Origin of the sequence: Pseudomonas defluvii (assembly GCF_001695625.1) — a bacterium.
GTDB classification, from domain to species: Bacteria; Pseudomonadota; Gammaproteobacteria; order Pseudomonadales; family Pseudomonadaceae; genus Aquipseudomonas; species Aquipseudomonas defluvii.
Map to the genome: position 1 here is coordinate 1 of NZ_MBPN01000018.1, position 20,364 is coordinate 20,364.

The window sequence follows — 20,364 nt, forward strand, 5'->3', positions numbered from 1 at the left end:
CTGGTCTGTGCCTGACAACGGCCCGATCTCTTCCAGAGGTCGGGCCGTTGTCGTTTTGCCTGGCCCCTGCGACAGGGTAAACTTGTCGGCCTTGCAGGAGTTGCCATGAACTATCGTCACGCCTTCCACGCCGGCAACCATGCCGACGTCTTCAAACACCTTGTGTTGACCCGCCTCATTGCGCTGATGTCGCGCAAGGAGCAGCCGTTCGCCTACATCGATACCCACGCCGGCCTTGGCTTGTATGACTTGCAGGGCGATCAGGCGACACGCACTGGCGAGTACCTTGAGGGTATCGGGCGCCTGTGGGGGCGTGACGACCTGCCCGAGTTGGCTGCCGATTACCTGCGCATCCTCAAACGCATGAACCGGGATGGCGAACTGCGCTATTACCCAGGTTCGCCTGAGCTGGCGCGGCGTCTGGTGCGTGATCAGGATCGCGTGCTGCTCAATGAGAAACACCCGGAAGACGGTCGTCTGCTCAAAGAGAACATGAAAGGTGATCGACGCGTTGCAGTGCACCTTGGCGAAGGCTGGCACGTGCCGCGTGCCTTGCTGCCCGTTCAGGAGAAGCGTGCGGTGATGCTGATCGACCCGCCTTTTGAGCAACTCGATGAGCTCAAGCGATGCAGTCAGGCCATGAAAGAGGCCATCGGCCGTATGCGACAGACCGTCGCGGCGATCTGGTACCCGATCAAGGAAGAGCGTCAACTGACGCGCTTTTATCAGGACCTGACCAGTACAGGGGCGCCGAAACTGCTGCGGGTTGAATTGCTGGTGCATCCCTTGGATACCCCGCAAAGCCTGAACGGTTCCGGCCTGGCCATTGCCAATCCGCCATGGGGGCTGGAAGAGGAGTTGCGCGAGCTGCTGCCATGGCTTGCGCAAGTACTCGGTCAGACACAAGGCAGCTGGCGTATGGACTGGTTGATCGCTGAATGAGTCGGCGCGCAGTGCTGGGTTGCGCGCTGCTTTACGTTATAATCCCGCTCTTTGGCTGCCGCTTGCCACACGCGCAGGGGCACATTTTAAAAGTTTGAAGAGGCTAGACCCTTGGCATTGACGATTCTTGGCCTGTCCGGCGCCCTTAGCCATGATCCTTCCGCGGCCCTGTATATCGACGGCAAACTGATTGCTGCCGCTGAAGAAGAGCGCTTCGTGCGCGATAAACATGCAAAGAACCGCATGCCCTACGAATCGGCGAAGTTCTGCCTGGAGCAGGCCGGGATCAAACCGTCCGACGTCGATGTCGTCGCGATTCCGTTTGCCCCGATCAGCCTGTTCGGCAAGGCTCGCTGGCACTACGCCAAGCGTTACTGGTATGCCCCTGATCGTGCCCTTGACGCGATTCTGATGGGCAACCGCCGCTACAAGCGTTACCGCAAGAAAATCGTCTGGTGCCTGGAGCAACTGGGCTTTGATCCGAAGAAGATCAAGATCGAGCCGGTCGAGCACCACCTGGCTCACGCTTCCAGCGCTTACCACTGCTCTGGCTTCAAGGAGAAGACTGCGATCCTCGGGATCGACGGTAAGGGCGAGTACGCCACCACGTTCTTCGGCTATGGCGAAAACGGCAAGATTCACAAGATCAAGGAGTTCTTCGATCCGGACTCCCTCGGTGGCCTTTACGGTGCGATCACCGAGTTCCTCGGTTTCGAAATGCTCGATGGCGAGTTCAAGGTCATGGGCATGGCGCCGTATGGCGATGCCAGCAAGTATGACTTCTCGCGCCTGGCCAGCTTTGAGAATGGCGAGCTGGAAATCAACACCGAATACGCCAACGTCATCGGCCTGCGCCGCCATAAAGAGAAGGGCAAGGGCTTCTACTTCTCGCCAAAACTGATCGAGTGGCTGGGGCCGAAGCGTGAAGGCGATATCGCCGACGAGCCGTACATCCACTATGCGGCCAGCATGCAGGCGCTGTTCGAAAAACTGGCGTTGCAGATGATCGACCATTACCTGGGCGACATCCTCAAGGAAACCGGCAAGCTGGCGTTTGCCGGTGGTTGTGCGCTGAACGTCAAGCTGAACCAGAAGATCATCGCCCGTCCGGACCTGAAGGAGCTGTTCGTTCAACCGGCTTCCGGTGACGCCGGTACCGCTGTCGGTGCGGCGGCCTATGTGTCGCACGCCCGTGGCGTTCCGGTCGAGAAGATGGAGCACGTCTACCTCGGCCCTGCGTACTCCAACGAGGACGTGATCGCCGCCTGTGCCCGTCATCCGAGCCAGCCAAAATGGCGCAAGATCGACGACATGCCGCAGCGCATCGCCAAGATCATGGTCGACGGCAATCCGGTGGCCTGGTTCCAGGGCCGCATGGAGTTTGGGCCACGAGCCCTGGGTGGTCGTTCGATCATCGGCTGCCCGAGCGTGCCGGGCGTGGCTAACCGGATTAACGAGCAGATCAAGTTCCGCGAGCGCTGGAGGCCATTCTGCCCGTCGATGCTCGACACGGTCGGCCCGCAGATGATCAAGGTCGATCACCCGGCGCCATTCATGACCTTCACCTTTGAAGTGGCGGAAGAGTGGAAAACCCGCGTGCCGGAAGTTGTCCATGAAGACGGCACTTCGCGGGCACAAGTACTCAAGCGTGAGTACAACCCGCGTTACTACGACATGATGAAAGCGCTGGAGGACCTGACGGGTAACGGTGTGTCGCTGAACACCTCGCTCAACCGTCGTGGCGAACCGATGATCTGCTCGCCGACCGACGCCTTGAACATGTTCTTCGGCTCCGACCTGCAATACCTGATCATGGAAGACATTCTGGTGGTCAAGGACGGTGCGGACAGTTATGACACCATCGGCTGAGCGGCATGTCCTGCAGTTCTGTCATGGTTATGACGGGCCGTTCCTGGACTGTGCCCGTCAGTATGCCAGCCTGTTTGCGGGCACGGGTTACCGGGTTACCACGGTTTTCCTGACCGGTGCTGCCGATCCACAGGTGGCTGCTGGCTGTGCGTCTGACGAAGTGCTGTTCATGGAATTCAGCTCGAAGGCCATTCGCGGCCTGAAGCTGGGGGCGATTCGCGCATTGCGCCGGATCGCTTCCAGCCGCCGTTTCAGCTTCTGCATTGCCCACCGTTTCAAGCCGATCTATGTGGCCTTGCTGGCGACGAATGTGCCGGTGATCGGTGTGCATCACGCATTCAGCGATTACAAGCGTGGCAGCCGGCAGTTGTTTGCCAACCTGTTCCGTCGACGCCTGAGCCTGCTCGGCGTCTCTGATGCAGTGCGCGACGACATGCGCCACTGTTTGCCCAAGTGGCCGGAGCAGCGTATCCAGACCCTTTACAACCGTGTCGACATCGAGGCGCTGCAGGCGAGCTTGTTGCCTGCTGCCGAAGCGCGTCAGGCCCTGGGGTTGGACCCGCAGGCCTGGATCGTCGCCAACGTCGGTCGCCTGCACCCGGACAAGGACCAGGCCACGCTGCTGCGCGGCTTTGCCAAGGCGCTGCCGGGGCTGCCGGCCGGTGCTCGTCTGGCGATCATGGGCAAGGGGCGCTTGGACGAAAGCCTCAAGGCGCTGGCTGCCGAACTGGGAATCGCCGGACAGGTCGATTTCCTGGGCCAGGTAGCAGACGGTCGTCGCTATTTCCGCGCATTCGATGCTTTTGCCCTGAGCTCCGATCACGAGCCGTTCGGGATGGTTCTGCTGGAGGCCATGGTTGCTGGCTTGCCGCTGTTGGCGACAGCTTGTGGTGGGGCAAAGGAGGTCGTCGAGGGGGTCGGTATTCTGTTCCCACTGGGTGATGCCGAGCGCCTTGCTCAAGGGCTGCAGCACCTGGCCGGCTTGGATGAGTCGCAACGCCAGGCCTGCGCCGAGCGCATGCTGCAGCGTCTGCGTGAACGTTTTTCCGATGTTGCCGTACGTGAGTCCTTCTGGCAGCTGCCAGCCGTCAGCGCATTGGCTGCGGAGGCTTGATGCTCAATCGAATCAAAGGCTGGCGCGAACGTGGCTGGCACGAAGTAGATGCTGCTGCCTATGAACAGGCCTGGCAGCGTTTTGGTGGCAGCGTTGCCACTCACCCGTTGGTGGTCGCGCAATTGGCTGACCTGGCCGAGATCCCGGTGCGTTACCTGGCCTGGGAGGCACAGGGTGAACTGAAGGCGGTGATTCCAACCTGGGGGCGTTACCTGGCGCTGTCTAAGGACGTGCTCAAGCGTGCGGGCAAGAAAGGCTTGTTCGACTTGGGTAACGCCGAGTTGATTCTGCCTGCTGCGGCCGATGCTCAGGCGCCGCTGCGGCATGCCGGGCGTTACCTCTCCGAGTTGAATCAGGGCCGTTTCGCCAACCTCAAACCGCAAGTGGAGTCCTTGGCCATGGCCAGGACCCCGGAAGACCTGTCGAAGAAATTCCGTTACAACCAGCGCCGCGAGTTGCGTCTGCTGGAAGAGGCGGGTGGGCAGGTTCGTCCTGTGACCGACTTCAGCAGTGCGGAGCTGGCGGCCATGTACTGCGACCTGTTCCAGCGCCGATGGACGTTCCCGGCCACCGGTGCCGAGCGTATGGCCGAAGTGCTTGAGCGCTTGCGTGAGCTGTTGATCGGTTCGGTGTTGTTTCTTGACGGTGCCCCCATCGCCATTCAATTGGTGTATCGGGTTGAAGCGCCGGAATGGATCAGCGTTGAGTACGTCAATGGCGGTGTCGATCCCGAAACCAAGGCGTTCAGCCCTGGCAGCGTATTGAGCTTCCTCAACACACAGAGCGCCTGGGAAGACGCCCGTGCGCGGAACAAGCCGTTGCGGTTTTCTTTCGGTCGTTCCGATCGCGAGTACAAGGACCGATGGTGCAACCCCGTTCCGGTGTTTCAGGTGTGAGCCGCAAGCAACAGTTGCTCAAGCGCCATCGGCGCAACAAGCGCCTGGGCTTGCTGCTCGGCCTGCTCGTGCTGCTCGGCGTGGGTGTCGGCGTTCACTGGTGGTTGCCACTGGTGCTGTTGCCGCTGCTGTGGGTGGCTCACGAAGCGTGGTTCGCCGACCACTTGTTCTATTCGCCAGCCGAGGATTACCAGTACACCTTCCCTGAAGGCTGTGAGCCGGTTGCGGTGTCACTGGCCGGCCAGGGCCTGCGCGTGACTCAGCCATTGCCAGTAACGGGTGACGAAACATTGATTCTTCAGGTCCGCCTGAAATGTACCTGGCTAGGGCGTTTCTTCGACCCTGCCGTCGAGGTGCTGGGCGGTGACGTCCCGGACCTGCAGATGTTCGAGCGCGGTGTGCGAGGCGTGCGCTACCTCAACCTGACGGGCCAGGCGACGGCTGTAATGGCAGGTAATCTGCGCCTGCGTGGCCGGCATTGTCGGGTGCTGGAAGCATCGCAACTGTGGGTTGTGCGCAGCGGTGACCTGTACCCGCGGCGGGTGATGGTCATTGCGCCTCATGCCGATGATGCCGAGCTGGCCGCCTATGGCCTTTACAGCAAGGCCGCAGAGTCCTGGATCGTGACACTGACGGCGGGTGAGATCGAGGCAGAGCATTACCAGCAGATGGGCCTTGAGCGTGCCGAGGCTGCACGCCTCAAGGGGCGTCTGCGTGCCTGGGACAGTATTGCGGTGCCACGCTGGGCGGGTGTACCGCAGGCGCAGTGCGTACAGCTGGGGTACTTCTGCCTGCAGTTGCCCGCCATGCAAGCCGCACCGGATCAGCCAATGGCTTCTCGGGAAGCCGAGATGGCCGACACGCGGCTGTTCCGGCAGTTCAATAGTCTTGCCTTGCCAGGCGATCACGATGGTGCTCCGACCTGGAACAACCTGCTGGCTGACTTGCGAGCGCTGATTGTGCTGGCGCGTCCACAGGTGCTGGTGATGCCGCACCCTACACTCGACCCTCACCCCGATCACGTGTGCGCTCAGGCGGCGGTGCTTGAAGCCTTGCAAGGCCTTGAATGGCAGCCTGAAACCCTGTTGTGCTACGCCAACCACCTGCATGACAACGATCGTTGGCCGATGGGCGACAGCGGTGCAGGCGTGGCGTTGCCACCGCAAATGGAGGCTGGCCAAGGCTGGACTCCGCATAGCCTGGTGCTTGACCTGAATGCACAGCGTGACAAGGCCATGGCGCTGGGCATGATGCATGACCTGCAGCCTGCTCCCCCGTTCAAGCGGCGCCTGCGACGCCTGTTGCAGCGCTGGCTGGCAGGCCGCAAAGCGTCGCCCTACGGTGAGAATGAGTTTTTCCGTAAAGCAGTGCGTCGACATGAATTGTTCTGGCGCCGGGATCTGTAGGTCCAGGGCGTGATTGATAGCGGTAGCGCATGCGCCGTAAGGAAGACAATGAAAGTTCTATTTCTGGTGCAGAAGGAACAGCGGGCCATTCTGGATCGCTTGTACGAAGGGGTTGCTGCGCATTGCGAGTGCGACCTGCGTTGGTTGACCAGCGCCGATCAGCGCAATCTACGTGCGTACTTTCGCCGTGAAATCGACGTCAGCCAGTATGACCGGATCATCTTCTTCCTGCGCTTCAAGCAGGAGATACGGCAGGTCGGTTTCATTCGTACGGTTCCCAACCTGGTCATCCTCGAGCACGATGCTTACCAGAATTACATTCCCTGCAAGTACACCGGTGCTTTCAGCAAGCATTATCGCAAGCTGCCTTGGGCGCGCGTGATCAGCTCCGGCTTCATGGTCAGCGAGCGTCTGCGGCAGGAAGGGTTTGATGCAGTGTTCGTGCCCAAGGGGTATGACCAGCAGTTGCTGGCTGATCAGGGGCGTGAGCGGGACATCGAGTTGGCATTCGTTGGCAGCACCAACAGCGTTGCCTACAGCGGTCGCAAAGCCTTGCTCGATGAACTGGCTCAGGTCGAAAATCTGGTCGTTACCCGAACAAAATCGGGTGAAGAGTACTGCGATACGCTTAACCGGATTCGTTTTTTTGTAAGCGCTGATGTTGGCATGGGCGAGTACATGATCAAGAACTTCGAAGCCATGGCGTGTGGCTGCGTACTGCTCGCTTACGATCAGGGCGATGCCGAAAACCGTGCGCTGGGTTTGCAGGATATGCACAACGTCGTGCTGTATGGCAGCATTCCCCAGTTGCAGGAAAAGTTGAACATCCTGCGTGCAGATCCTGCGCTGGCGCAGCGTATTGCTGTCAACGGCCGTGATCTTGCGGTTTCGCGCTTCAGTTTTGCTCAGGTCGGACGCAGCATTGTCGAGCAGTTGCAACCGCCTCTTCGGCCTCGCCCGGCGTTGACCGGTTGGCAGCGCCTACGGCTAAGCCTGGGTTTCTGAGTGGCCCAGGCAATGTGCCGGTATGCCCTGGTTTCAGCAGGCATGCCGGCGTAACGTCTTCGATTACTTCAACCTGAGCCTTTTGCGCTTGTGGGGTTAGCCAGGTGCAGGCGGCGAAGGGCAGAACTGCTCCGCATCAGGCGCTCGGTTTGTGGCAATATCCTGCCTTTTTGGCGTCATGTATTCGTCGTGTTCATGCGCGCTGTTCGGATTGTGCAGTAAAGTTTGGAATGGATTTTATCAATGGAGATGACATTGGCTTTTTCAGTGGATGCGTTCGCCTGTGTCATTTTCGTATGGCGTGAAGCAGAGTGTGCTGCCTCATGAACGTGATCAACATCATGTGGGCTGGTGGCTCGCCTTTTGTTTCAGTGCACAAGGTCCATCAGCAGATTCTTTCGCTGGCGGCGCCCGGAACTTCAGTCATCAACTGGTTGCTGCAAGGCCGTGCCTTGCCCGAAAGTGCTGGATCGCCAAGCCTGGAATGGAACCTGTCCTCGCGCTTGATCAAGGGGCGGCACGTCTGGAAACTGCTTGGCCCTTGGTTGCGCGCGCGTTTTCGCAAGGCCTTGCTGGAGGCTGATGCCGGTGCGGTGCTGCTCGACGGTGTGGGTGTAGCGCGCTTGTTGCTCCCGGTCCTGCGCAGCTTGCCCAGTGTCCGGGTTGCCGTCCTTTTTCATGGCGAGACACGTCTGAGTACGGCTGATGTCTCGTTGCTCAAGTCCCTCCCTACCTCTCAGCTGACGTTGGTTGCCGTTTCTCGCACGCTTGCCGATGCACTGCAAGGCACGACAGGCTTGCCGGTGACCGTGTTGCGCAGCGCGCTTGAGCCCTCGTGCTTTGAAGCCGCACTGTTCGCACGTGAACAGGCTCGGCAGACACTGGGGGTGAGTACGGACGGGGTCAGGGTAATGGGCGCTGTCGGGCGCCTGGTCGCTAGCAAGGGTTTCGATTATCTGATCGATGCCTTTGCCCAGGCATCCAGGGCGCACCCCGATCTGCGTTTGTTTATTCTTGGTGAGGGTGCTGAGCGCGTGAATCTTGAAGCGCGTGTCGAGCGACTCGGGCTGCTCGGGAAGGTCATTCTGCCGGGGCACTTTTCTGGCTGTGATCAGCTCTATCGCGCTTTCGACTGGGTGTTGATTCCCTCCTATTCGGAAGGGCTGGGCCTGGTGCTGCAGGAGGCTGTTCTGGCCGGTGTGCCGGTGCTATGCAGCGATCTGGCCGTTTTCCGCGAGCAACTGGGCGAGGATGGATGCTACGCGCCCGTGGGTGATACCCAGGCATGGGCGCAGGCCATCGAGCGCTGTGCTGCGCTACCTGCCGTCGAGGTAGCGAGTGCCCAGTACCGAGCCTTGGCACCCGTGCAGGCCTGGCAAACGTTCAGCCAGACCTCCCGCGATCTGCTGGCTCCGGTGTCTGCTTCAGCGGGCCAGTAACGCATGTTCCAGCTCAACGAGTGGAAACGCTTCGCTGAGCTGCTCGCGAGACAGGTAACGGGCAAAATGCTGCACGTTGCGTTTGATCATGCGTTCAGGCAAGGGTGCCCGGAGAAATTTCATGTCCGCTACGTCGATGAGCCCCAGGTGACTGTCGGGTGTCACGACGATATTGCCCAGGTGCAGTGAGCGAAAATAGATCCCGCAGTGGTGCAGCTTGCGAATCAGCGACACCATTTCCGGCAGCGTTTTCTGCCAGCTGAAGCCGGGCTGTTGGCTGATTTGGCGCAAGGTCTTGCCGGGCAGCGGGCGGTACAGCACTGCAGTCTTGCCGGGTTCGTCGAGTCGGTAATGGGCTAGTACATGCAGTGTGGGGATGCCAAATGCTTCCAGGCGTAGGGCATTGTCGATGAAGCGACGGGAGTAGGGTCGCAGCAGCGCCGAAGAGAAAAAACGCTTGCGCCTGAAGAGTTTAAGAATATTACCGTTCTCGAGCAGGTAGACTTTCGCGCCAAAGCTATCGGCCTCCAGGATCTGGGCGCCGAGTATCAGCTGTTCGAGGTCGGCCTGAGTGAGTCGGGAGCATTGCATGGTTGAGGCCTTGTTGAAAATGGCACGCCAAATGACAGGCCATAATGCCGAAAACTTCAGGAATGCACCATGGCAGGATGCTTTGATTCATTGGCAGTGCGGGCATCATGAGCCTGTGATTGCTCTTTACGGTGAGCCGAGTTCCTGTGATGGCATGCCCATCACGTCGGCTGTGATAAAATTTTCCGTTCTACCAGAACAGTGAGCTCGAAGATGGCTGAAACACCGCGAGAGGCGGAGCAGGGCTCCAGTCTGAAAATTTACTTTCGGCTGCTGAGCTATGTGAAGCCTTATATAGGCATTTTCCTGCTGAGCATTGTTGGCTTTGTGATCTTTGCCTCGACCCAGCCGATGCTGGCGGGCATTCTCAAATACTTCGTCGACGGCTTGAGCAACCCCGAAGCGGTGTTGTTCCCCAATGTGCCGTACCTGCGCGACATGCAGTTGCTCCAGGCGGTGCCCTTGCTGATCGTGGCCATTGCCGCGTGGCAGGGGCTCGGCTCCTTCCTGGGTAACTACTTTCTGGCCAAGGTTTCCCTTGGCCTGGTGCATGACCTGCGGGTTGAGCTGTTCAACAATCTGCTGGTTCTGCCCAATCGCTACTTCGACAGCCACAACTCCGGCCATCTGATCTCGCGGATTACCTTCAACGTGACCATGGTCACGGGGGCGGCGACCGATGCGATCAAGGTGGTGATTCGCGAAGGCCTGACCGTTGTTTTCCTGTTCATCTACCTGTTGTGGATGAACTGGAAGCTGACGCTGGTCATGCTGGCGATCCTGCCGCTTATTGCAGTCATGGTCGGTACCGCCAGCAAGAAATTCCGCAAGCAGAGCAAGAAAATCCAGGTGGCCATGGGGGATGTGACCCATGTCGCTTCGGAAACCATTCAAGGCTATCGCGTGGTGCGCAGTTTTGGGGGTGAACGCTATGAGCAGGAGCGGTTTGCCAACGCCAGTCAGAGCAACACCAACAAACAGCTGCGGATGACCAAGACTGGTGCGATCTATACACCAATGCTGCAATTGGTGATCTATTCGGCCATGGCCGTGCTGATGTTCCTGGTGCTGTTCTTGCGCGGAGATGCTTCTGCCGGTGATCTGGTGGCTTACATTACTGCCGCGGGCTTGTTGCCCAAGCCGATTCGCCAGTTGTCGGAAGTCAGCTCGACCATCCAGAAGGGTGTGGCCGGGGCCGAGAGTATTTTCGAGCAGTTGGATGTTGAGCCCGAGTGTGACACTGGGACGGTGGAGCGTGAGCGCGTCAGCGGTCGCCTTGAAGTGCGCAACCTGAGCTTTACCTACCCGGGCACCGAGCGTCAGGTGCTCAATGACATCAGTTTCAGTGCCGAGCCCGGTCAGATGATCGCACTGGTGGGGCGTTCCGGCAGCGGCAAGTCGACCCTCGCCAGCCTGCTTCCGCGGTTCTACAACCACGAGCAGGGCCAGATCCTGCTGGACGGCGTGGAAATCGAGGAGTATCGCCTGCGTAACCTGCGTCGGCACATTGCCCAGGTCACCCAGCACGTCACCTTGTTCAACGATACTGTGGCCAACAACATCGCCTATGGCGACCTGGCCGGAGCACCGCGTGAGCAGATCGAAGCAGCGGCTGCCGACGCCTATGCCAAGGACTTCATCGAGCAGTTGCCGCATGGTTTCGACACCGAGGTTGGTGAGAACGGCGTGCTGTTGTCCGGTGGCCAGCGTCAGCGCCTGGCAATTGCTCGGGCATTGCTCAAAAATGCCCCGCTGTTGATTCTTGACGAGGCAACCTCGGCGCTGGATACCGAGTCGGAGCGGCACATTCAGGCTGCGCTGGATCAGGTCATGAAAGGCCGAACGACCCTGGTGATCGCCCACCGACTGTCGACCATCGAAAAGGCCAACCTGATTCTCGTGATGGATCAGGGACGTATCGTCGAGCGCGGTACACACAGCCAGTTGATCGCGGAGAACGGCTATTACGCCCGCCTGCATGCGATGGGGCTGGACGAGCCAAGCAAGGCCGACATCACTTGATGCATGAATGCCGGGGCCTGCTGTGCCCCGGCTGCCAATCGGCGTGTGAGCGCCCGCGTGTACAGCGGCAATCAAGCCTCTGTTTCGCCTGTGCTAATATTCCGCCCCTGTTCATTTTGTATATGGGTTACCCATGAAGTTGTCCATGCCGCGTTTCGATCAAGCCCCGGTATTGGTGGTCGGCGATGTCATGCTCGACCGCTACTGGCATGGCGGCACCTCACGTATTTCGCCTGAGGCCCCGGTGCCGGTGGTCAAGGTCGAACAGATCGAGGACCGCCCGGGCGGTGCAGCGAACGTTGCCTTGAACATTGCTGCGCTGGGTGCGCCGGCGTTGCTGATCGGCGTTACCGGCCAGGACGAAGCGGCCGACAGCTTGACCAATAGCCTGAAGGCGGCCGGTGTCCGTTCGATCTTCCAGCGTATTGCCCATCAGCCGACCATCGTCAAATTGCGGGTGATGAGTCGTCACCAGCAGTTGCTGCGTATCGACTTTGAAGAACCTTTTGCCACCGACCCGTTGTCGCTCGGTGCCGAAGTCGATGCCTTGCTGGACGGCGTCAAGGTGCTGGTGTTGTCGGACTACGGCAAGGGTGCCTTGAAGAACCATCAAAGCCTGATCCAGGCCGCCCGTGCCAAAGGTATTCCGGTGTTGGCTGATCCCAAGGGCAAGGATTTCTCCATCTACCGTGGTGCCAGCCTGATCACGCCTAACCTGAGCGAGTTCGAGGCCATCGTTGGACGTTGCGCTGACGAGACCGAGTTGGTCGCCAAGGGCAGTCAGTTGATGCGCGAACTTGAATTGGGTGCGTTGCTGGTGACTCGTGGCGAGCATGGCATGACCCTGCTGCGTCCAGAGCAACCGGCCTTGCACTTGCCTGCGCGTGCGCGTGAAGTCTTCGACGTCACCGGTGCTGGCGATACGGTCATTTCCACCCTGGCGGCGGCCATCGCGGCCGGAGAAGCACTTCCGCAGGCAGTGGGCCTGGCTAACCTGGCCGCCAGTATCGTGGTGGGCAAGCTCGGTACTGCAGCCATCAGTGCACCGGAGCTGCGCCGCGCCATTCAGCGCGAGGAAGGTTCCGAACGCGGCGTGTTGGGCTTGGAGCAGTTGCTGCTGGCCATCGATGATGCCCGGGCGCACAACGAGAAAATCGTGTTCACCAACGGCTGTTTCGACATCCTGCACGCGGGCCACGTGACCTACCTGGAGCAGGCGCGTGCCCAGGGTGATCGACTGATCGTGGCGGTAAACGATGATGCATCGGTCAGCCGCCTGAAAGGGCCAGGTCGCCCGATCAACAGCGTGGACCGGCGGATGGCGGTGCTGGCAGGCCTGGGTGCTGTCGACTGGGTCATCAGCTTCCCTGAAGCGACCCCGGAGAACCTGCTCAGCCAGCTCAAGCCGGACGTGCTGGTCAAAGGTGGCGACTATGGTATTGACCAGGTGGTCGGCGCCGAGATCGTCAGAGCCTATGGCGGAACCGTGAAGGTGTTGGGGCTGGTGGAAAACAGCTCGACCACAGCGATCGTCGAGAAGATCCGCAAAAACTGACCCGAACAGCCTGCGCTACTTGTGCAGGCTGCCACGGGCCATCTGCAGCAGTTGCCTGGCCTTGCCCGTCAGGCGACTCAGCCCGGACTCGCTGCGGGCCGGGCTCAGGCCTTCCTGCCTGAGCCAGTCCTTCCAGCGAATACGCTCTTCCTTGACGACCCAGCCGTCCTGCCGGGCAAAACTCTCAGCCAGATACACGCCGCGGGTGCTGGCCGGGTTCAGACGATCCTTCTTCAGCGTGTAGAGCTCAGCCAGCGGTCGCCCGTCTTCGAGTGGCATCAGGTAAAGGTCGGGCCGGCTGCGATTCAGCCGAGCGACCAGTTGGTCACCTTCTAGGCGTTCGTCGACGTGGAACAGGCTCAGCGACCTCGCTTCCTTGGGTACCTGAAGGCGCAGGTCATAGACCAGTTGTAGCGACGCCGTGGGTAGATGCACATAGGCCCGTGGCCGTTCCAACAGTTGCAGGTTGGCGCAGTGTACGGGCTGTGCGGCACCTGAAAGTGGCGTCACGACAAAGGGCAGGGTGTCACGGTAGTGCAGGGCTTCAGCATAGGGCGCCGGTAACCAGGTTTCGTTGAAGCGTCCACTCAGCCACCCCTCGGGCGTCTCCAGCAGGCATTCCTCGGCCACTTCCTGTATCGCAGTGTGCAGCGGCAGGTTCAGTTCCTGAGCGGGGACATAACCGGAGATCAGCTTGAGCACGACATCGCCCCGGTCCTGGCGGCGCTGGCGCACCAGTACCCAATAGTCGCGGTTCTGCCATTGCAGCGTCAGTCGCACCGACACCCCGAGGTTGGCCAGCTCGGCCACGAAGTGTTGGTGATCGCCCAACTGGATGGGTTTGCGCCGCTGCAGGGTCTGGGCAAAATTCAGCGGTTTGCCGATGCTCTGGTAGCTCAGCCCTTCCGGGCTGGCTTCGACATGGAGCGGCAGTGTCTTGAAGTTGCTGGGGTTCTTGCGGATCAGCGTTCGCGGCATGTCGGCTCCTTCTTGCGTTGGGGTCGGCCGCGACGGCGGCTCAGCGCTTGCTTAATACCTGGGCAACGGTGGCCACGTTATGGGCCAGGTGTACGGGGTTGATGGTGCCGACAATAGCACTGCTAACGCCGGGATGGGCAAACAGTAGCTCAAAGCTGGCACGCACGGGATCTTCGTCCGCGTGCAGGCAGACATGGCCGCTGGCCAGTGCCTTCTTCACCAGAATGGCTTTACCGTGCGCGGCGGCATAGTCCAGTACCGGTCGTTCGCCCTGCTCGTTGAGATTGTAGGTGACCATGGCGCAATCGCCTTGTTCCAGAGCCTTCAAACCACCGGCGACGGTTTTTCCGGAGAGGCCAAAGCCGCGAATCTTGCCTTCCTGCTTGAGCTGCGCGAGGGCTTCGTAAACGCCTTCCTGCTCAAGGATACGCAGATCGTTGCCGTCAGAGTGCACCAGTACCAGGTCGATACAGTCGGTTTCCAGGCGCGTCAGGCTGCGCTCGACCGAGAGGCGGGTATGGGCCGCGCTGAAGTTGAAGCTCGAAAGGCCGTTGTCGAACTCTTCGCCCACTTTGCTGACGATCACCCATTCATGTCGCTGGCCACGCAGCAACGGGCCAAGGCGTTCTTCGCTGCGGCCATAGGCGGGCGCAGTGTCGATCAGGTTGATGCCCAGGTCGCGGGCCTGGTCGAGCAACTGACGGGCTTCACGGTCATCCGGGATCGTGAAGCCGTTGGGGTATTTCACGCCTTGGTCGCGGCCCAGTTTGACGGTGCCTAGGCCCAGTGGCGAGACCATCAGGCCCAGGCTGCCCAGCGGGCGGTGCAGGTCATGCAGGGTGGCTTGGTTCATGGCAGCAACTGCTCCCAGACAGGTGGTGCAATGGGCGGCTTTGGCAGTTCCGGCAGTGTGCTACAGGCCCCTGGCGTAATGCCGTCGCGCGTCAGGCTGGCCATTACGCGATCGGCGAAGTCGGGGGCCAGTGCCAGTTTGGTTGGCCAGCCGACCAGCAAGCGCTGCTGCTCGGCGAGGAAGGCGTTGTCTGGGCGTACCAGTCCTGATTGTGCCGGCTCTGCCCGATCAACCCGCAGGGTTGCCCAGCGCACCTGACTGAGATCGACCCAGGGTAGCAGGCTGGCCACTTCCTTCTTCGCTGCCGCGACCTGTGCATCCGGTTCGCGTGCAACGCCGTCTGCTTCTGCAAGGTCGCCGCCCAGGTACCACACCCACTGGCCATCGGCCGCCGGGTGGGTGGTGACGGTGACGCGTGGTTTGGGGCCGCCACCGAGGCAATGGGCATAGAGGGGTTTCAGGCTTGGCCCTTTGGCCAGCACCATGTGCAGGGGGCGTGTTTGCATGGCCGGCTGGCTAAGGCCAAGTGCCGTGAGCAGTTCGGCGTTGCCGGCGCCCGCGCTCAGCACCACGCGCTGCGCACGGATCTCGCGGCCATCGACCCGCAGGCCGACCAGTTCATCGCCTTCACGCAGCGGCTCGATCCGCTCACCGGCGAGCAGGCTGTCACCGGCCAGGGTTGCCAGGCGATCGAGCAGGCTGGGGACATCAATGACCAGTTCGGCCAGGCGATAGACTTTGCCTTTGAAGGCGCGATCCTGCAGGGCAGGTGGCAGCTGCTCGCCCTTGACCTGATCGACCCGGCCGCGCACGGCCTTGCTGGCAAAGAAACTGGTGAGATTGCCCGCCAGGGTACCCGGGGACCACAGGTAGTGCGCTTCTGACAGCAGGCGCACGCCGGACAGGTCCAGTTCGCCGCTACCGGCCAGGGCTTCGCGCCAGCGCCGAGGCATGTCGGCAATGGCTTCCGAGGCACCGGTCAGGGCGCCGTGCAGGGCGTACTTGGCGCCGCCATGGATGATCCCCTGGGATTTCAGGGTTTGCCCGCCACCGAGGCTGTCGCGCTCTACCAGAACCGTCGAATAGCCCTGACGACGCAGGCGCGCATTGAGCCAGAGGCCTGCGACCCCTGCGCCGACAATCAGGACGTCGGTAGAAATAACCGATGGCATGTACAAACCTCACAAGCTGGGACAGGAGCGCAGTATACAGCCTGTGGCGGTTTGCACCCTGCCTGGCATCAATGCCCGGCGGTTTTTGAGAACACCTGAATCACCACCACGCCGCCGACAATCATCGCCATGCCCAGGATGGCGGGGGTATCGAGCTTTTGGCCATAGAGGAGCAATGCGGCGATGCTGATCAGGACGATACCCAGCCCTGACCAGATCGCATACGCGATGCCCACCGGAATGCTGCGCACGACCAGGGTCAGCATCCAGAACGCCACGGCATACCCACAGACCATCAGCAGTAGGGGCAGTGGTGTGCTCAGGCCTTTGACAGCTTTCATGGAGGCGGTGGCAATGACTTCCGCGAAGATGGCAATAGCGAGGTAGGTGTAGGCGTTCATGGTGGGTGTCCTCTGTAGTTGGTGGGCATTCTAGAGGATGGCCGAATGCGGTAAAGTCATTGGCTATCTGGATTGGAGATAGGTTGCGATGAGCGAGCAGTGGAGTCTGGAGCAGGTGCGGCTGTTCGTGCGGGTGGCGGAGTTGCGCTCGTTTTCCGCTGTTGCCCGTGAGCAGCGCAAGGCGCAGTCGGCGATCAGCAGTGGCATTGCCTTGTTGGAAGAGGACCTGGGGGTCGTCCTGTTCGAGCGCAGTAGCGGCCGCCAACCGCGCCTGACCGAAGCAGGCGCGGCGTTGCTGGAGGACGCCCGCGAACTGTTGCGCCAATGCGAGCGCCTGGATGGCCGGGCCCTGGCGCTGATGCGCGGGCAGGAGGCGCAATTGCGTGTGGCCCAGGATGAGGCCATGCCTTATCAGCCGGTGATTGACAGCCTGGATGAACTGGCCCAGCGTTTTCCGCTGCTTGAAGTGCAGTTGGCCAGCGGGGCACAGGGGGATGTGGCGCGCAAGTTGGTTGAGCGTCGGGCAGACCTCGGGTTGCTGTTCCATCATGACCATATGCCTGCCGCGCTGGAACGTCGGGCGTTGGGCAGCGTCGAGATGGTCACGGTGTGTGCGATCCATCACCCGTTGGCGCAACTGCCGTGGGTCAGTCGGCAGCAATTGGCGCAGCACCGTCAGTTGTTGATTACCCCTCAGGAGAGCGGCTACCCCGGTGGTGAGCCGATCAGCCCGCAGATCTGGCGTGCAGACAGTTTCTACGCCATCGCCGAGCTGCTGATGCGAGGTCTGGGATGGGCCTGGTTGCCCCGGCATGTGGTGCAGTACCCGACTTACCAGACGCAGATGGTCGAGTTGGCCAGCGAATGGACGCCGCCAGCATTGGTGGTGGAACTGGCATGGCGGCGGGATGAGCCCCTGGGGCCGGCCGCACAGTGGTTGGCTGAACGCTTCGCACTGCACTTGCGCGCCATTGGCTAGTACACTGCGGCGCCATGAACAGAACCCTTTATACCCTGTTGTTTCACCTGGGCCTGCCGCTGGTCGCGCTGCGCCTGTACCTGCGCTCGCGCAAGGCGCCAGCCTATGCGAAACGTATCGGCGAGCGCTTTGCCAAGGGCCTTGCACCGATGCAGACCGGCGGCATCTGGGTGCATGCCGTGTCGGTGGGCGAAAGTATTGCTGCGGCGCCGATGGTGCGGGCCTTGCTCAAACGTTATCCACAGCTGCCCATCACCATCACGTGCATGACCCCGACCGGCTCCGAGCGGGTCAGGGCTATGTTTGCCGATGAGCCGCGCGTTCAGCACTGCTACCTGCCGTACGATCTGCCCTGGGCGGCGGCACGTTTTCTGGATCACGTACAGCCGCGGCTGGCGGTGATCATGGAAACCGAGCTCTGGCCCAACCACATCAACCAGTGCGCCAAACGAGGTATACCGGTGGCTTTGGCCAATGCCCGGTTGTCTGAGCGCTCTGCGCGTGGCTACGGGCGATTTGCCAGGCTGACCCAGCCGATGTTGGCGCAGATGAGCCTGATTGCAGTTCAGACCGAGGCCGAGGCCGAGCGTTTCCGTCAGTTGGGCGCCCGTCCCGAATGTGTTGAGGTTACCGGGTCGATCAAGTTCGACCTGAGCATCGATCCTCAGCTGTTGGTCCGTGCCGGTCAGTTACGTGCCCAGTGGCAAGCGGATCGGCGCCCAGTATGGATCGCGGCGAGTACCCATGAGGGCGAAGACGCGATCATTCTGCAGGCGCACCGGCAACTGCTGGAACACCACGCCGACGCCTTGCTGATTCTCGTGCCGCGTCACCCTGAGCGATTCAACGCTGTGTTCGAACTCTGTCAGCAGCAGTGTGTGACACAGCGCCGCTCCAGTGGCGAAGCGGTCACTGAGCAAACCCAGGTACTGCTCGGTGACACCATGGGCGAGTTGCTGTTCCTGTATGCGTTGGCAGACATTGCCTTCGTCGGCGGTAGCCTGGTCGCCAATGGTGGGCATAACGTCCTGGAACCGGCGGCCTTGTCCAAGCCGGTGCTCAGTGGGCCGCACCTGTTCAACTTTCTGGAAATCGCAGCGATGTTGCGTGAAGCGGGGGCTTTGCAGGAAGTGGACGACGCGCAAGGCCTGGCTGCACAGGTGCGCCGCTTGATTGAATTGCCAATCGACGCTCGGCGCATGGGTGATGCCGGGTTGTCAGTGATGCGCGCCAACCAGGGGGCATTGCAGCGCTTGCTGGACGGGTTGGCGCGGTTGTTCTGAGGGTGTCACCGGCACGCCAGCACGGTCCATTGCGGTCCCGTGTGCGGCTTGCCGGTGATGCGGTCAGGGGCGGCGCTCGAAGTTCGCTTGTGCGGCCTTGGCCAGGTCTGGCGGCAGGAAGTCCTTGTCCGGGTTGTAGTCGGCTTTCAGGTAGCGCGTCAGGTCTTGCAGGTCCTGCGGGCTCAGTGTGCCAGCGGCTTGCTTGAGGCGCAGGTTGTCGAGGATGTAGTCGTAGCGGGTGTTGTTGTAGTCCCGCACCGAGGTGTACAGCTGACGTTGGGCATCGAGTACGTCGACGATGTTGCGTGTCCCGACCTGGTAGCCGATCTCAGTCGCTTCCAGTGCGCTCTGGTTGGAGATGATCGACTGCTTGCGTGCTTGCACCTGCTCCACATCGGTGTTCACTGCACGGTGCAGGTTGCGGGTGTTTTCCACCACTTGGCGGCGCAGGCTCTCGCGTTGCTGTTCGGTCTGGTTCAGGCGCTGGTAGGCCTCGCGCACCTGCGAGCTGGTCAGCCCGCCGCTGTAGATCGGAATGTTCAGTTGCAGGCCAATGCTGCGTTGTTCGACATCGCCACCGTAGTGGACACCTGGCGTTGGGTTGCTGAACCCCAGGTTGTCGTTGTCGCCTTTCTGGTAGTTGGCCACTGCATCGAGCGTCGGGGCATGCCCTGCCTTGCGTTGACGCAGGGTTTCCTCCGCGGCGCTGACGGCATAGTTGGTCGCTTGCAAGGTCAGGTTCTGCCGGGCGGCGGTATCGACCCAGGCGGTGGCGTCGTTTGGAACCGGCACCTGCACGGGCAGGGTATGGACGATGCCCTGGATCGCGTTGTACTCACGGTTGGTCAGGGTGATCAGCGCCTGGAAGGCGTCTTCGACCTGACGTTGGGCAAGGATCCGGTTGGCCCGTGCCGTGTCATAGCTGGCCTGGGACTGCAGTACGTCGGTCTTGTCCGACAGGCCCACGTCAAAGCGTTCGTTGGATTGGTCCAACTGGCGCTTGAACGCGGCTTCCTCGGCCTTGGTCGCCGCCAGATTGTCCTGGGCACGCAGCACGCTGAAATAGCTGTCTGCACTCTGCAGAATCAGATTCTGTTCGGTAGCCGAAAGCTCCAGTGCTGCTTGTTCATTGACGGCCTGTGCCGCTTGTAACTGGAACCAGCGGTCGGCACGGAAAATCGGCTGCGACAGGGTCGCTTGCCACGAGTTGCCACTACGGTTAGAGGTGGTCGAGGGTTCATCGAACTGGGTGCGGGTGCTCTGCATTTCGGCCCCGGCCGAGAGGTTTGGCAGTAGCCCGGCACGCGCCTGGGGTACGACTTCGCGGCGAGCACCGTAGTTGGCCTGGGCCGCTGCCAGGTCGGCGTTATTGTTGACTGCTTCTTGATAAACGCTGACCAGGTCGGTCTTTGCGGACAAGGGCGCTTCTGCTGCCCAGGCCATTCCGTTGGTAGCACAAGACACGGCAAGGGCCAGTGAAAGTTTGCGCAGCATAGGGCAATCCTTGAACGAGTTAGATAGTCGCTTAGTCTCAGAGCGTAGTGCAGTGTAGTTGCGCTGGCATGTTGCAACAATCTGCCATATCCGCCATTGATCGTACGCAGTTTTACAGTGGTGGCTTTACGCGTCACTCCAGTCTAGACTGACCCGGTTCTTGTCGGGGTGCCTTGTGTTGAGGCTGAGATCGGATAATTCCGGATCCCGTTGAACCTGATCAGGTTAGCGCCTGCGTAGGGAACAAGATTGCTCGCCTTCCCGCGAGCCCTCTTGTGCCAGGGTCCGGGAATGTCGAGTCAGCTTCAGGCTGCCAGGCATCGCCGACTATGGCACAGCACCAGTCCTGGTGCGTCCGTGCCTTT

18 protein-coding genes and 1 riboswitch are annotated in these 20,364 nt (G+C 60.9%); of the genes, 12 read left to right on the forward strand and 6 right to left on the reverse strand.

Annotation, left to right across the window (positions count from 1 at the left end; translation table 11 throughout):
- Nucleotides 1-105: 105 nt before the first annotated feature.
- The 7 genes from EKA13_RS07230 (at nucleotide 106) to EKA13_RS07260 (ending at nucleotide 8,671) form a co-directional block, all read left to right on the forward strand.
- Complete coding sequence (locus tag EKA13_RS07230) at nucleotides 106-942, forward strand: 23S rRNA (adenine(2030)-N(6))-methyltransferase RlmJ (RefSeq protein WP_065758711.1); 837 nt, start codon at nucleotides 106-108, stop codon at nucleotides 940-942.
- A gap of 111 nt (nucleotides 943-1,053) precedes the next feature.
- Nucleotides 1,054-2,811 (forward strand): carbamoyltransferase family protein, encoded by a 1,758-nt coding sequence (locus tag EKA13_RS07235; RefSeq protein ID WP_065758712.1) that lies wholly within the window; start codon nucleotides 1,054-1,056, stop codon nucleotides 2,809-2,811.
- A complete protein-coding gene (locus tag EKA13_RS07240; RefSeq protein ID WP_065758713.1) occupies nucleotides 2,795-3,925 on the forward strand; it encodes a glycosyltransferase in 1,131 nt (376 codons plus the stop codon). Before EKA13_RS07235 ends, EKA13_RS07240 begins: the two co-directional genes overlap by 17 nt.
- Nucleotides 3,925-4,821 carry an antimicrobial resistance protein Mig-14 gene (locus tag EKA13_RS07245; RefSeq protein ID WP_065758714.1) on the forward strand — a complete coding sequence of 299 codons (897 nt, stop codon included), beginning with the start codon at nucleotides 3,925-3,927 and terminating at the stop codon, nucleotides 4,819-4,821. Before EKA13_RS07240 ends, EKA13_RS07245 begins: the two co-directional genes overlap by 1 nt.
- Nucleotides 4,818-6,227, forward strand: a complete 1,410-nt coding sequence (locus EKA13_RS07250; protein ID WP_065758715.1) for a PIG-L deacetylase family protein — start codon at nucleotides 4,818-4,820, stop codon at nucleotides 6,225-6,227. Before EKA13_RS07245 ends, EKA13_RS07250 begins: the two co-directional genes overlap by 4 nt.
- Before the next feature lie 48 nt (nucleotides 6,228-6,275).
- Nucleotides 6,276-7,232: a glycosyltransferase family protein gene (locus EKA13_RS07255; RefSeq protein WP_065758716.1), complete on the forward strand. Its 957-nt coding sequence runs from the start codon at nucleotides 6,276-6,278 to the stop codon at nucleotides 7,230-7,232.
- A gap of 323 nt (nucleotides 7,233-7,555) precedes the next feature.
- Complete coding sequence (locus EKA13_RS07260; protein ID WP_065758717.1) at nucleotides 7,556-8,671, forward strand: glycosyltransferase; 1,116 nt, start codon at nucleotides 7,556-7,558, stop codon at nucleotides 8,669-8,671.
- Here EKA13_RS07260 and EKA13_RS07265 read toward each other — a convergent pair.
- Entirely contained in the window at nucleotides 8,657-9,262 is a 606-nt protein-coding gene (locus tag EKA13_RS07265; RefSeq protein WP_065758718.1) for a lipopolysaccharide kinase InaA family protein, read from the reverse strand. The genes EKA13_RS07260 and EKA13_RS07265 overlap by 15 nt on opposite strands.
- Between EKA13_RS07265 and EKA13_RS07270 the strand changes: the two genes are divergently transcribed.
- From EKA13_RS07270 to hldE, 3 genes are all read left to right on the forward strand, one after another.
- Nucleotides 9,261-9,467, forward strand: coding sequence for a hypothetical protein (locus EKA13_RS07270; RefSeq protein ID WP_065758719.1), 207 nt, complete (start codon nucleotides 9,261-9,263; stop codon nucleotides 9,465-9,467). The two genes, EKA13_RS07265 and EKA13_RS07270, sit on opposite strands and share 2 nt — an antisense overlap.
- 8 nt (nucleotides 9,468-9,475) lie before the next feature.
- Entirely contained in the window at nucleotides 9,476-11,284 is a 1,809-nt protein-coding gene (gene msbA, locus EKA13_RS07275; protein WP_065758720.1) for a lipid A export permease/ATP-binding protein MsbA, read from the forward strand.
- A gap of 133 nt (nucleotides 11,285-11,417) precedes the next feature.
- Nucleotides 11,418-12,839, forward strand: a complete 1,422-nt coding sequence (gene hldE / locus EKA13_RS07280) for a bifunctional D-glycero-beta-D-manno-heptose-7-phosphate kinase/D-glycero-beta-D-manno-heptose 1-phosphate adenylyltransferase HldE (RefSeq protein WP_065758721.1) — start codon at nucleotides 11,418-11,420, stop codon at nucleotides 12,837-12,839.
- A 15-nt stretch (nucleotides 12,840-12,854) separates the two neighbouring features.
- Here hldE and EKA13_RS07285 read toward each other — a convergent pair whose 3' ends face one another.
- From EKA13_RS07285 to EKA13_RS07300, 4 genes are all read right to left on the reverse strand, one after another.
- Entirely contained in the window at nucleotides 12,855-13,817 is a 963-nt protein-coding gene (locus tag EKA13_RS07285; RefSeq protein ID WP_065758722.1) for a metal ABC transporter ATPase, read from the reverse strand.
- 40 nt (nucleotides 13,818-13,857) lie between these two features.
- Nucleotides 13,858-14,670, reverse strand: a complete 813-nt coding sequence (locus EKA13_RS07290) for an aldo/keto reductase (RefSeq protein ID WP_065758723.1) — start codon at nucleotides 14,668-14,670, stop codon at nucleotides 13,858-13,860.
- A complete protein-coding gene (locus EKA13_RS07295; RefSeq protein ID WP_065758724.1) occupies nucleotides 14,667-15,842 on the reverse strand; it encodes an NAD(P)/FAD-dependent oxidoreductase in 1,176 nt (391 codons plus the stop codon). Before EKA13_RS07295 ends, EKA13_RS07290 begins: the two co-directional genes overlap by 4 nt.
- A gap of 68 nt (nucleotides 15,843-15,910) precedes the next feature.
- The gene (locus EKA13_RS07300; protein WP_065758725.1) at nucleotides 15,911-16,243 is read right to left on the reverse strand and encodes a DMT family transporter; all 333 of its coding nucleotides are present in this window, start codon (nucleotides 16,241-16,243) and stop codon (nucleotides 15,911-15,913) included.
- A gap of 88 nt (nucleotides 16,244-16,331) precedes the next feature.
- On the opposite strand from EKA13_RS07300, the gene EKA13_RS07305 reads away from it, so the two are divergent.
- Together EKA13_RS07305 and waaA are read left to right on the forward strand one after the other, a co-directional pair.
- Nucleotides 16,332-17,222, forward strand: a complete 891-nt coding sequence (locus tag EKA13_RS07305) for a LysR family transcriptional regulator (protein WP_065758726.1) — start codon at nucleotides 16,332-16,334, stop codon at nucleotides 17,220-17,222.
- Nucleotides 17,223-17,236: 14 nt separating this feature from the next.
- Nucleotides 17,237-18,505 (forward strand): lipid IV(A) 3-deoxy-D-manno-octulosonic acid transferase, encoded by a 1,269-nt coding sequence (waaA, locus tag EKA13_RS07310; protein ID WP_065758727.1) that lies wholly within the window; start codon nucleotides 17,237-17,239, stop codon nucleotides 18,503-18,505.
- A gap of 63 nt (nucleotides 18,506-18,568) precedes the next feature.
- On the opposite strand, the gene EKA13_RS07315 is transcribed toward waaA, so the two are convergent.
- A complete protein-coding gene (locus EKA13_RS07315) occupies nucleotides 18,569-19,999 on the reverse strand; it encodes a TolC family outer membrane protein (RefSeq protein ID WP_065758728.1) in 1,431 nt (476 codons plus the stop codon).
- 154 nt (nucleotides 20,000-20,153) lie between these two features.
- Nucleotides 20,154-20,259: riboswitch (TPP riboswitch) on the forward strand.
- Nucleotides 20,260-20,364 lie beyond the last annotated feature (105 nt).